Origin of the sequence: Butyrivibrio sp. CB08, assembly GCF_003625485.1 — a bacterium.
Classification (GTDB): Bacteria; Bacillota; Clostridia; order Lachnospirales; family Lachnospiraceae; genus Butyrivibrio.
Map to the genome: position 1 here is coordinate 545,360 of NZ_RAIR01000001.1, position 13,444 is coordinate 558,803.

The 13,444-nt window shown below is 42.5% G+C and carries 11 protein-coding genes; 10 read left to right on the top strand and 1 reads right to left on the bottom strand.

Annotated elements, in window-relative coordinates:
* Positions 1–59: 59 nt before the first annotated feature.
* The 9 genes from D6855_RS02430 (at position 60) to rho (ending at position 11,698) form a co-directional block, all read left to right on the top strand.
* Positions 60–1,937, top strand: a complete 1,878-nt coding sequence (locus D6855_RS02430; RefSeq protein WP_158589448.1) for an EAL domain-containing protein — start codon at positions 60–62, stop codon at positions 1,935–1,937.
* 125 nt (positions 1,938–2,062) lie between these two features.
* Positions 2,063–3,496 (top strand): 2-isopropylmalate synthase, encoded by a 1,434-nt coding sequence (locus D6855_RS02435; protein ID WP_120737657.1) that lies wholly within the window; start codon positions 2,063–2,065, stop codon positions 3,494–3,496.
* A 12-nt stretch (positions 3,497–3,508) separates the two neighbouring features.
* Entirely contained in the window at positions 3,509–4,189 is a 681-nt protein-coding gene (locus tag D6855_RS02440) for a GntR family transcriptional regulator (protein ID WP_120737659.1), read from the top strand.
* 29 nt (positions 4,190–4,218) lie between these two features.
* Positions 4,219–5,424: an NADP-dependent isocitrate dehydrogenase gene (locus D6855_RS02445; RefSeq protein WP_120737661.1), complete on the top strand. Its 1,206-nt coding sequence runs from the start codon at positions 4,219–4,221 to the stop codon at positions 5,422–5,424.
* A gap of 30 nt (positions 5,425–5,454) precedes the next feature.
* Positions 5,455–7,434 carry an ABC-F family ATP-binding cassette domain-containing protein gene (locus D6855_RS02450; RefSeq protein WP_120737662.1) on the top strand — a complete coding sequence of 660 codons (1,980 nt, stop codon included), beginning with the start codon at positions 5,455–5,457 and terminating at the stop codon, positions 7,432–7,434.
* 102 nt (positions 7,435–7,536) lie between these two features.
* Positions 7,537–8,133, top strand: a complete 597-nt coding sequence (locus D6855_RS02455; protein WP_120737664.1) for a CPBP family glutamic-type intramembrane protease — start codon at positions 7,537–7,539, stop codon at positions 8,131–8,133.
* 63 nt (positions 8,134–8,196) lie between these two features.
* Positions 8,197–9,150 (top strand): FtsH protease activity modulator HflK, encoded by a 954-nt coding sequence (gene hflK / locus D6855_RS02460; RefSeq protein ID WP_243111764.1) that lies wholly within the window; start codon positions 8,197–8,199, stop codon positions 9,148–9,150.
* A gap of 11 nt (positions 9,151–9,161) precedes the next feature.
* Complete coding sequence (hflC, locus tag D6855_RS02465; protein WP_120737666.1) at positions 9,162–10,049, top strand: protease modulator HflC; 888 nt, start codon at positions 9,162–9,164, stop codon at positions 10,047–10,049.
* A 173-nt stretch (positions 10,050–10,222) separates the two neighbouring features.
* Entirely contained in the window at positions 10,223–11,698 is a 1,476-nt protein-coding gene (gene rho / locus D6855_RS02470) for a transcription termination factor Rho (RefSeq protein WP_120737668.1), read from the top strand.
* Positions 11,699–11,734: 36 nt separating this feature from the next.
* Here the strand turns inward: rho and D6855_RS02475 are convergent, their stop codons facing one another.
* Positions 11,735–12,607, bottom strand: a complete 873-nt coding sequence (locus D6855_RS02475; RefSeq protein ID WP_120737670.1) for a PilZ domain-containing protein — start codon at positions 12,605–12,607, stop codon at positions 11,735–11,737.
* A gap of 85 nt (positions 12,608–12,692) precedes the next feature.
* Between D6855_RS02475 and D6855_RS02480 the strand changes: the two genes are divergently transcribed.
* Entirely contained in the window at positions 12,693–13,388 is a 696-nt protein-coding gene (locus D6855_RS02480; RefSeq protein WP_120737672.1) for a YggS family pyridoxal phosphate-dependent enzyme, read from the top strand.
* The last annotated feature ends 56 nt before the right edge of the window (positions 13,389–13,444 follow it).

Consider the following 13,444-nt stretch of genomic DNA (forward strand, 5'->3'; position numbering starts at 1 on the left):
CAAATACTTTTATTCCTTATAATTACACAGGCGAATATGCCAGTATTCTGATATGCATAATGGCATTAGTAGCTATTTCCTATTCAAAGCCCAAGATGACCTACGTGTTCAGATTTATTGTGGCTGGTCTTTTTTGGTCAATTCTGACTTCGTTTTTCCAGATAGTGATCCTGAAAGTCGCTAATTATCCAGACCAGCTCTATAACAGACACTTGCTTATTTTGCTTATCATTGGCTTTCTTATTGCATATAATGCAGTACTGTTTCTTATTTTTTCATATGTGAACATGATGTCCATGCACAGGCGCGAACAGAGAAGAGAGTTCTATATGATGTACACTGTTTTGGCGCTTATGTACACTGTTGGCTCGATCTTTGAGATAGCATCCGGCAGGATTTATATCGTTGAAGTTGGAGGAATAGATGTTACCCACTTTATCAGGTACTATTCCTTTGCGGGAATGGTATGTGCAGTAATCTGCTTCTATGCATCTGTTACAAACAGAAAGGATATTTCCAGGATCGTATGGAGAACTGTCTGCATTATAGTTCCACTTGAGATAGTACTTCTTGGAACACAGATATTATTTCTTTCATCCCATGTGGTTTATACAGGGCTTTCCTATTCCCTTGTTTTTGTCTTTGCTTACCTGTTATTCCATGCCGAGACCTATAATGAGTTATCCGGCTGTCAGGGCATGAATGCACTGGATCAGTATATTGGCAAGATGTGTGGAAAAAAGAAATTCCATGTCCTTTACGTCTTTTTCATGTTTCCTACCAGTGAGAGCTTTGTGGCTGAGGGAGCAAATATGGTCCAGAAAGGGATACAGGCCTGCAGAAATGTTGAGGCCATAAGTTCCAACATCAGGATGTTTCAGGTGGCGGAAGACCGCTACGTTGACGTTATCATCAACAGCAGCGACAAAGAAGCCAGAAACTACGTGAATCAGATAAGAGGTGTGTTTGACTGGCTCAAGGCTGATGTGAATATTCCATTTAACTATGTGATGATATTTGGAGAAGCGTATAAAGAGCTTGATGATCACATTAAGATCAGACAGTTCTACGATTATATCGCCAACAGATTTAACGATCAGAACAGCAGTTATTCATATACAACTACAAGAGAAGATCTTGAGGAGTTCCAGGAATACTACGAGATCAGCAAGGTATTAAAGGATATCAGAAACGCTGTTGACGAAAATGATGAAAGAATATTGGTTTACGCTCAGCCTATTTACAGTGTTGAGAAGGATTCCTTCAGAGGAGCGGAAGCTCTTATGAGGCTTAAGATCGGAGATCGCATCATAACTCCGGACAGATTTATCCCCATTGCGGAGCAGACAGGATGCATCCATATTCTGTCCTGTATCATGGTAAATAAAGTATGTCAGGCCATAGACCATCTTGCTGAGTTCTATGACTTTGACTCCATTTCAGTAAATATTTCATCAAAAGAGCTGTCTAATCCCAACATGTATCAGGACTTTTTGGACATCATTGAAAGATATGACATTGATGTGACCAAGATCCGTATGGAGATCACAGAGACAGCCATGTTTGAAAACTACGATATGGCCAACAGGAATATGGAGATCCTGGATAAAGAAGGTATTCATCTCTATCTCGATGACTTTGGAACAGGCTATTCATCCCTTGAGAGAGTTATCAACTGTCCTGTTAAGACCATCAAGTTTGATAAGACTCTTTTGTATAAGTCACTTGATGACAACCGAATGGATGACATCTTAACTTATATGATAGAAGTTTTCAAAAAGAATGGTTTTGTAACTTTGGTAGAAGGAGTAGAGGATGAGTCCCAGAAACAGTTCTCTGTTGAAAAGGGATTTGAATACCTGCAGGGTTATCATTACGCAAAGCCAGAGCCTATCGAAGAACTAAAAAATTATTTCATAAGAAAGAGCAAATTCTGACGTTATACAATATGGCCCTTCTTACATTCCAGGTAAGAAGGGCTTTTTTGTTGCCTTGACACTGGTAGTATGATTGTATACAATTATACCAAAGTGTTTTTTTATGAAAGAAAGAAGGCCCTTAAATGAGTGATCAGACAACTTTCCAAAATCGACCGGTGACAATGAATGAAAAGAATAACCTGCTCAAGATCGAAGAGCATATGTATATTCTTGATGACGTTGTCAAACCCAATGTATTTAGGAATATGTTTCCCTACGAGGAGATCCCAAAGATCCCATTCAATGACAGGATCGTTCCTCACAACATGCCAAAAGAAATATGGATAACTGACACAACTTTTAGAGACGGACAGCAGTCCAGAGCGCCATACACCACAGAGCAGATCGTAAGGATATACGATATGTTCCATGAGCTTGGCGGTCCAAATGGAATGATCCGTCAGAGCGAATTCTTTTTATACTCTAAGAGTGACAGAGATGCAGTCTACAAATGCATGGAGAGGGGCTATGAGTTCCCTGAGGTCACCAGCTGGATAAGAGCCAGTGAAGAGGATTTTAAGCTGGTAAAAGAGATCGGAATGAAGGAGACAGGTATTCTGGTTAGCTGCTCTGACTACCACATCTTCTTAAAGCTTAAAATGACCAGAAGACAGGCCCTTGAGCATTACCTTAGTATTGTAAGGTCCTGCCTCGAAGAGGGCATCAGCCCAAGATGTCACCTTGAGGACATTACAAGAGCAGATATTTACGGATTTGTAGTTCCTTTCTGCATCGAGCTTATGAAGCTTAAGGAGGAGTACAAGATCCCTATCAAGATAAGAGCCTGCGACACAATGGGATATGGCGTCAATTTCTCAGGTGCCGTTATTCCAAGAAGTGTGCAGGGTATCATTTATGCCATCAACACCAACGCTTCAGTTCCAAGTGAGCTTATTGAGTGGCACGGACACAATGACTTTTATAAGGCTGTTACCAATTCTACTACTGCCTGGATCTATGGCTGTGCTTCAGTCAATACTTCACTGTTTGGAATTGGCGAGAGGACCGGTAATACACCTCTCGAGGCTATGGTATTTGAGTATGCCCAGCTTAAGGGCCATCTCAATGGAATGAATACTCAGGTCATCACAGACCTTGCTGAATACTACGAGAAGGAGATCGGCTTTACCGTTCCTGCAAACACACCATTTGTAGGCAAGAACTTCAATGTTACAAGAGCCGGTATCCACGCAGACGGACTTCTTAAGAACGAGGAGATCTACAACATCTTTGATACTGAGAAGTTCCTTAGAAGACCTCCTGTAAGCGCTGTTTCCAACACGTCAGGCCTTGCAGGAATAGCACACTGGATCAATGTCCACTACGGACTTAGAGATGATCATGCCCTGACCAAGCATTCAGAGCTTGTAATAAAGCTCAAGGACTGGGTAGATAAAGAGTATGAAAATGGTCGTGTAACAGTAATGACTGACGGGGAGCTCGTTTCCAAGATTGAAGAAGTAGGAAAAGAGCTTGGCATTGTTGTTAAGGAAGGAGAAGTGGTTACAGAGGGGTAACTACAAAGCTTTATGGACAATCGCGATTTAAAGCAGGAAGTAACTGACAAATATTCCTTAAGAGGAAGAGTATTTAACAGGATCAGGGAAGATATCTTAAATGGCAAGTACAAGGACCATGAGGAACTGAAAGAGGTTGCTATTGGTAATGAACTTGGCGTCAGCAGAACCCCTGTAAGAGAAGCCTTCAGGCAGCTTGAACTGGAAGGTCTTATTCAGATCATTCCAAACAAGGGAGCCTATGTAACAGGAATTAAGGCTAAGGATATACAGGACATCTACATGATAAGGTCCAAACTTGAGGGACTTTGTGCAAGATGGGCCTGTGACAATATTACTGATGAGCAGCTTGAGGAAATGGAGGAAGTAATCTATCTTGCAGAGTTTCATGCTGCAAGAGGACACATGGAGCAGATGGCGGAGCTTGATAACAGATTCCACACCATTCTTTATGAGTCATGTAATTCCAAGATGCTTGAGCACCTGTTAAAGGACTACCACCAGTATGTATGGCGCGTTCGCCAGCAGACTCTTTCAAGCGGAAGAGGTGCTGTATCAAACGTAGAGCATAAGTACATCATGGAAGCCATCAGGGAAAAGAATGCAGATAAAGCAGAAGAGCTTGCCAACCAGCACATGGTAAATGCCTATGAGAACATGGTAGACAAGGGCCTTCTTGAGATGTACGACTGATAAAAATATTTAGCATAAGGAGAAAAGCAATGAGCAAAGTAGTGATGACCACCCCTATAGTAGAGATGGACGGAGATGAGATGACAAGAGTCCTCTGGCAGATGATCAAGGACAAGCTTATCCTTCCATTCATCGATTTAAAGAGCGAGTATTATGATCTTGGTCTTAAGCACAGAGATGAGACTGATGATCAGGTAACTGTAGATAGTGCCAACGCTACTTTGAAGTATGGAGTTGCCGTAAAGTGTGCAACTATTACTCCAAACAATGAAAGAGTTGAGGAATACGGCCTTAAGAAGATGTGGAAGAGCCCAAATGGAACCATAAGGGCTATCCTCGATGGAACAGTATTCAGAACTCCTATCATGGTTAAGGGCATTGAACCAAACGTAAGAACCTGGACAGAACCTATCACTCTTGCAAGACACGCTTATGGTGACGTCTACAAGAATGTTGAGATAAGAGTTCCTGGACCTGGTAAGGCTGAACTGTTATTTACAGGAGCCGATGGAACAGAGATCAGACAGACCATACATGAATTCGACGAGCCAGGAATCATCCAGGGCGTTCACAACAAGGATTCATCAATAAAGAGTTTTGCAAGAGCATGCTTTAAGTACGCTCTTTCTGAGAAAAAAGAGTTGTGGCTTGGAACCAAGGATACTATCTCAAAGACCTACGACAGGAGATTTAGAGAGATCTTTGATGAAGTATATGAGGCAGAGTTCAAGGCTGACTTTGAGAAGGCAGGTATTACTTATTTCTACACCCTTATCGATGACGCAGTTGCCCGTGTTATGAAGTCAAAGGGCGGATTTATCTGGGCCTGCAAGAACTACGACGGAGATGTAATGAGTGACATGGTATCATCCGCATTTGGCTCACTTGCCATGATGACATCAGTTCTCGTTTCTCCAACCGGTGTATATGAGTACGAGGCTGCTCACGGAACAGTTCAGAGGCACTATTACAAGTACCTCAAGGGGGAGCCAACATCAACAAATCCAGTGGCAACCATCTTTGCATGGACAGGCGCTCTTAGAAAGAGGGGCGAGCTTGATAACATTCAGGGACTTGTTGAATGGGCTGACAAGATGGAGAAGGCTACTCTTTCAGTTATCGAGTCCGGTCGTATGACAGGAGATCTTGCACTTATCACATCTATCAAAGACCCTGTTAAAATGGGCAGTGAGGAGTTTTTAGACGCAATTGCGGAAGAATATGCTATACTTTGAGACGTAAGATTATAGCTTTGGAGTTTTAAGATGATTCTTTCGGTACACGGAATAAATAAAAGTTTTGATGGAAAGGACATCCTTAGGGATGCCTCTTTTCATGTGGAAAAAAATGAGAAAGTAGCCATAGTTGGAATAAACGGAGCTGGTAAGACAACACTTATCAAGCTCATTGTGGGGCAGCTTCATTCTGATGACGGAGAGGTTACTTTTTCCAAGGATATTACCTGGGGATATCTTGCCCAGAACCAGAACGTAGACACAGAGAATACTATCTACGATGAACTTAAAGAGGTTAAAAGAGATGCCTGGGAGCTTGAGGAAAATATAAGAGCTGCAGAGCATGACATGAAGCACCTTGAAGGTGAAGAGCTTGAAAAGCTCCTTGACAGATACACCCGCATGAATGAGGAGTATCAGAGGATGTCTGGTTACGCCTGGCAGAGTGAAGTCACAGGAGTTCTTAAGGGTCTTGGCTTTTTGGAAGAGGAGTTTGATAAAAAGATAAGTACCCTGTCCGGAGGTCAGAAGACAAGAGTTGCCCTTGGTAAACTTCTTTTACAGAGTCCTGACCTTATCATCCTTGACGAGCCTACCAACCACCTTGATATGAATTCCATCAGGTGGCTTGAGAACTATCTTCTCAACTACAAGGGAGCAGTCATGATCGTATCCCACGACAGATACTTCCTTGATAAGATTGCAGACAAGGTAGTAGAGGTTGAGAACTGCAAGGTATCTACCTTTATGGGTAACTACAGCGACTACGCTGTGAAAAAAGAGCAAAAGAGAATAGTGGAGTGGAACGCCTACATCAAACAGCAGGCGGAGATCAAGCACCAGGAAGAAGTTATTGCCAAGCTCAAGTCCTTTAACAGGGAGAAATCCATTAAAAGAGCTGAGAGCAGAGAGAAGATGCTTGATAAGATCGAGGTTTTGGATAAGCCTGTAGAGATTGACGACAGCATGAAGATCAGCTTAAAGCCAATCTGCGAAAGTGGTAATGACGTCCTTACAGTGGAGGGACTTTCTAAAGCCTTTGGAGAGGAAAAGCTCTTTTCCGGCCTTGACTTCGAGATCAAAAAGGGAGAGCACGTTGCTATTATCGGTGATAACGGAACTGGTAAGACTACTCTTCTTAAGATCATCAACAACGTAGAGAAGATGGACGAAGGCAGGATTACTCTTGGGACTAAAGTCCACATAGGATATTACGATCAGGAACATCACGTTCTTCACGACGAGAAGACTTTGTTTGAGGAGATATCTGACGCATATCCAACTCTTAATAATACAGAGATACGTAATACTCTGGCAGCATTTCTTTTTACTGGAGATGATGTGTTTAAGAGGATCGGAGATTTATCAGGAGGTGAGAAGGGAAGGGTATCCCTTGCCAAGCTAATGCTATCAGATGCCAACTTCCTGATCCTTGATGAGCCCACAAACCACCTTGACATTACCAGCAAGGAGATCCTTGAATCTGCAATTTCAGGCTACGAGGGCACGGTCCTTTATGTAAGCCATGACAGATACTTTATCAATAAGACAGCCACAAGGATCCTTGACCTTACAAGGGGACAGCTTGTAGGATATATTGGTAACTACGACTATTATCTTGAGCATGTGGATGACAGGATGGCCAGGCTCTTTGGAGACGGCGCTACAGTGGATAACAGTGGAAGCAGTCTTGTTTCTGGAAGCTACAAGTATGAATCTGGCGCCGCTATTTTGGATACTGACAGTACTCCAGCCAAGACCGGTGCAGATGACTGGAAGGCCCAGAAGGAAGCACAGGCTTTAAAGAGAAAACAGGAAGCAGCTCTTAAGAAGTGTGAGGATGAGATTGCAGAACTCGAGAAAAGAGATGCTGAGATAACAGAGGCTCTTTCGGATCCATCTATAGGAACAGATCTTGCGAAACTTCGCGCTCTTTCAGATGAGCAGAGCGTAATTCAGGATAAACTGGCTGTGCTATACGATCAGTGGGAGGAATTGTCAGTTAATTAAGCATTGACCGAAATAGTACGCGAATATATAATATATGAGATTCGTTAACAATAAGAGGAGACGGCCTTGAATCGTTTATATATACCCTTTTTATGGGAGCTGATGTTTATCATAGCGACTATCCATTGGCCAAAATACACCCTTTATCTGTTCTTTGTCTTCTATTTGGGAATCCTGTATTACTTTTATTATTTCTACAAGCAGTTCTCATTTCGTAAGCTCAAAAAGAACCTGGGGCGTGTGGTGACCTTTTGGATACCGGTGGTGCTCACCTTCTTTGGCTTGTACCTTGCAAATTATATTAAAGTTCAGGTTTTGCCATATGTGTTCCCCGGAGTAAAAGATGGCACAGTTCAGATAATCTATCACAATGAACTATTACCTACACTGATGTATGCCACCATGATGATCGTTCTTAAGCCCGTGGCTGAAGAGCTCTTTTTCAGAAAGGCTATCATCAAGTTTGGCAGTACCAAGAAGGTAATCGTATTTACCATACTAAGTCTTTTGCTCTGTGCACTTTCAAGAGCCAACGGACTTTTGGGAATAGCAGAGTGGATGCTCATGGCTCTTCCTGTGACAATAGCGTATGTAGCAACCAGGAATATCTACATTTCACTAATGGCCCATGTGCTATTCGAGTTTTATGACAATATATACTCAGTTGTTTACTCCATCGCCAGAATATTCAGCAGGTGATGATAACAAAAATAATTTTGCCGGTGCCTTCGCGTACCGGCATTGTTTTATGGAGGAATGTGTATGGCAGCTTTTATGAAAAAGCAGACAGTATTTACCCAGGGAGAGAATCCCATTAAAAAGGGTAAGAAGGTGATAATAACAGCTATCATCGTTATCTTTGCCCTGATCTTTGTCAATAACTGCTACTATCAGGTCAAGGAGCAGGAACAGGCAATACTTACAATGTTTGGTAAGGTCCTTAGAGTGGACACAGCGGGACTGTATTTTAAGATCCCATTTGTACAGAGCGTCCACAAGGTGGATATGACAACCCATGGCATCGGAATTGGTTACACAATTCAGAACGGCCAGAATATCACAGTTGAAGACGAGGGTATCATGATCACATCAGACTTCAACTTTGTTGATATTGATTTCTATCTGGAGTACAAGGTAAGCGATCCTGTTGCAGCTTATTATAATTCAGAGAATCCTGACCTTATCATGAAGAATATGGCTCTTGCCAGCATCAGAAACACAGTAGTCAATTATCCTGTTGATGATGTTATCACTACAGCCAAGGGGCAGATCCAGTCTGAGGTAAAAGAGAAACTCCAGCAGGAACTTACATCCAACAACATTGGTCTTACGGTTGTAAACCTGTCTGTGCAGGACGCTGAGCCACCAACAGCAGAGATTGTTCAGGCCTTTAAGTCAGTTGAGACCGCCAAGCAGGGAAAAGAGACTGCTGTTAACAATGCCAAGAAGTACCAGAGTGAGGAGCTTCCTAAGGCAGAGGCTACAGCTGACAAGATCGTTCAGGATGCTGAGGCTAAAAAGGAAGCCAGAATAGCCGAGGCTGAGGGACAGGTCGCCAGATTTAATGAGATGTATGAGCAGTACAAGCTCCAGCCCTATATCACCAAGAAGCGTCTCTTCTATGAGGCAATGGAGGATATTCTTCCAGATCTTAAGGTGATCGTAACTGATGGCAACACCCAGCAGCTACTGCCGCTGGAAGGCTTTAACAACTAAGGGAGGGGCATATGGAACAGAATAAAAAGGGAAGTTTCCTTAAAGGATTTATCATTGTTTTATGCGTGATAGCTATCGCAGTTATCGGCTCAGGATTTTATGTAGTTCATCAGAATGAATATGTTACTGTAAGGCGTTTCGGTAAGATCATAGCAATCGAATCAGAACCTGGTATTCACTTTAAGACTCCGGTCATCGACGACACTCAGTCTATTAGTGCCAAGATCGTTCTTTATGATATTCCGGCTTCAGATGTAATCACCAAGGACAAGAAGTCAATGATCACAGACACTTATGTTCTTTGGAAGGTATCAGATCCTCTTAAGTACGTTCAGACCATAAATGCAATCGAGGCGAGAGCTGAGGAGAGAATTGAGGCCTCTGTTTATAATGCCACTAAGAATGCTATTTCATCCATGACTCAGGACGAGGTAATTGAGGCGAGAGGAGAACAGCTCACAACTCACATTACAGAGGAGTCTGATTCTGATATGGCTGGCTATGGTATAACTATCGTCCAGGCGCAGATCAAAGCCCTTGATCTTCCAGATGACAATAAGCAGGCTGTCTATGACAGAATGATCTCTGAGAGAAATAACATTGCAGCTTCCTATACAGCTGAGGGTGAGGCTGAGGCTCAGAAGATCCACAACCAGACAGATAAGCAGGTGGCCATCGTGACAGCTAAAGCTCAGAAGGATGCTGCTGTCCTTGAGGCAGAGGGAGAGGCTTCTTACATGGAGACACTTGCAAAGGCCTATGACACAGAGGAGAAGGCTGAGTTCTACAGCTACATAAGAGGTCTTGATGCCCTTAAGGCTTCAATGGTAGGAGATAAAACTATAGTTCTTGACAAGAGTTCAGAGCTTGCAAAGATACTGATGGGGAATTTTAATTAAGAGTTGATTTTTTTGAAAGGATGTTGTATTTTTCTTATGTAAGTTTATTTTTGTGTATTAGTTCTTTTAAACAAAGCATTTTTGCAGTCGTTTACTAATTCCCACAGATTATCAATTACATTTATATAAGAGTTTTTTACGTGCCCAAACTGGGTACAGAACAGGAGAACTATTTGAGAGAAAAATACGAGACATTAAAATTAAATGATCTTCGTGACATTGCGAAGAAGAGGGGCATCAAGGGAGCATCAGGCATGAAGAAGTCTGAGATCATTGATCTTATGTGCGAGCTTGACGAAAAAGAGGCTGCTGCTAAAGCTGCTCCAGAGGCTGAAGCTGAGAAAAAGCCAGAAGGTAAGCCCAAGAAAAAGATAGTTATGACATCTGGCAATGTGCCAAAGGCTGATAACAATAAGAATCCCAGAGACAGAAAAGAGACTTCTGGTAAGGCTGATGGAGAACAGTCTAAGGAAACAGCTACAGCCCCTGCTTCCAAGGAAGAAACAGCAGAAGCAGAGGTTGTTGAAGGCGATACAGCATCCGGAATTCTTGAAGTTATGCAGGATGGCTATGGATTCATCAGATGTGAGAACTACCTTCCTGGTGAGAATGACGTATATGTTGCACCATCTCTTATCAGAAAGTTCAACTTAAAGACTGGTGATATCTTAAAGGGCCTTTGCAGAGCCAAGAAGGAGACAGATAAGTTTGCAGCACTCCTTCGTCTTGACACAGTCAATGGATACAAGCCGGAAGTTGCTATGGGAAGATGGGACTTTGAGAAGATGACCCCTATTTTCCCTAATAACAAGATCAGACTTGAACAGCCAGGATGCTCGGTTGCCATGAGAATCATGGATCTTATAAGTCCTATTGGTAAGGGACAGAGAGGTATGATCGTATCACCTCCTAAGGCTGGTAAGACCACACTTCTTAAGGATGTTGCCAAGTCAATTCTTAAGGGAAGTCCTGATATCCATCTAATCATCCTTCTTATCGATGAGAGACCTGAGGAAGTTACAGATATCAAGGAAGAGGTAGAGGGACCAAATGCAGAGGTAATCTACTCAACCTTTGATGAGCTTCCAGAGCACCACAAGAGAGTAGCAGAGATGGTTATGGAGAGGGCTAAGCGCCTCGTTGAGCATGGTAAGGACGTAGTTATCCTTCTTGATTCCATCACAAGACTTACAAGAGCTTACAACATTGTTGTTCCTCCTTCAGGAAGAACACTTTCAGGTGGTCTTGATCCTGCAGCTCTTCACATGCCAAAGAGATTCTTTGGTGCAGCGAGAAACATGAGAGAGGGCGGAAGCCTTACAATCCTTGCTACAGCACTTATCGAGACTGGTTCCAAGATGGATGATGTTATCTACGAGGAATTTAAGGGAACTGGTAACATGGAGATGGTTCTTGACAGAAAGCTTCAGGAAAAGAGAATCTTCCCTGCTATCAATATTCCAAAGTCCAGCACAAGAAGAGAGGACCTTCTGCTTATTCCAGAGGAGCTGGCTGCTATCAACAGCCTGAGAAAGGGCTTCAACAGCATGAAGGCAGACGATGCAGTAGATCAGTGCATCAACCTTTTCTCCAAGACAAGAAACAATGTGGAATTTGTCCGCATGGTAGAAAAACAGATAAGATTCTAAAAAATTCCCCCGCTGCAGTGCAGTGGGGGATTTGTTTTATACGTCTCTTAGGTCTAACAGATTCTCGATTTCTCTGGCCTGTTGAGCCATCTGTTCCTCTTTTTTGGCCTGACGGATGGTTGGCCTGTCTATGTGTTCCAAATTGCTTGGATCAAAAGGATTACCTGAAATAGTAATAGTTCTTGGTCTTTCCGGGATCTCTTCTTTTGCGATATCTTCTTCCACCTCTCTGATCTGTTCCTTCTGAGATATAGAAGGATTAAGGTTGGTCTCAGGTATCTTATCAAGCTCTGTATGCTGTTCTTTTCTCTTAGAATCAAGAAGGCCGATAAGGTCAACATTCAGATTAGATATGCTACAGCCAACAGCTCTTTTCCCATCAACTTCGAAATGTCTTACTACAACGGTTGAGACCTCGTAGTTGTGGAGAGTGGCTCCGTATCTGAACATTACGTCAAGAGAATCGCCTATCTTAAGCTTGGTGTAGTTATCAAGGATAAGGGAGATACCTCTCATTGAAATATCGTAAATGATACAGTTCCTGAGGTTCTGGTTGTCGCCGTTTACAGACATAAGACCGAGTTTTTCAATGTAGAAACGCTGGGCACGTCTTGTGTTTTCTGGCTCTAACTTGGAAGAACTTCTGATAAGGTGGAAGTTGCCATATCTGGTCTTGACGGGAGTAATAGTGGTTGACATGAACTTGTAGACTCTGCCGTCTCTTTTATTGCGAATTTCAACGTTGGATGGCTCTAAAAACTGCATGTACTTGCCAAAGTATTCCATTGGCTTTACTAAAAGTCCCACAGATACGCCAAATATTGCCTCAGTCATAAGAACAATATTGTGGCCACCTATAGCTGCATGAATTTTAACTGCTGAACCATTAGATATTTCGCTGACTTTCATCAGATACTACCCCCAGAGCCTTCTATTTATAAGCTTTATTTTATGATATACTACACGTGAAAAAAAATCTACATGGGAGAAACCTATGATCAAAGAAAACATAGAGATAGTACAAAAGAACATTGAAGAGGCTTGCAAAAGGGCTGGAAGAGACAGAAGCGAAGTTACGCTTATCGCAGTAAGTAAGACCAAGCCCGTATCTGACCTTAGGGAAGCCATGGACGCCGGGATGACTGTCTTTGGTGAGAACAAGGTTCAGGAGATCAGGGAAAAAACTGAAGAGATTAAAGGTGTGGATTTCCATATGATAGGACACCTTCAGGCCAATAAGGTCAAGTATCTTCCAGGTAAGGTTGTCATGATCCATTCTGTTGACAATGTTAAACTTGCCCAGGAGATTGAAAAGCAGTTTGCCAAGGCTGACATAAAGATAGATGTCCTCATTGAAGTAAATATGGCTGCGGAGGATACCAAGTTTGGCCTCTCTCCGGAGGAAGCACCTTCATTTGTATCAGAGATAAGCTTGCTTCCACACTTAAATATCCGCGGACTTATGACTATTGCGCCATATACAGATGACCCGGAGAGCAACAGAGTGTATTTTAAGGGGCTTAGGGAGCTTAAGGATAAGATCAATGCCATGAATATCCCAGGTGTCAATATGGATACCCTTTCAATGGGCATGACTGGAGACTATGAAGTGGCCATAGAAGAGGGTGCAACCTTTGTCAGAGTCGGCACTGGAATATTTGGAGAGAGGAATTATAACACGAAAATCTAAAATAAATATAAACGAATTTACACTAAAAAAAGTAGATAGTATAATTGATTCTATAG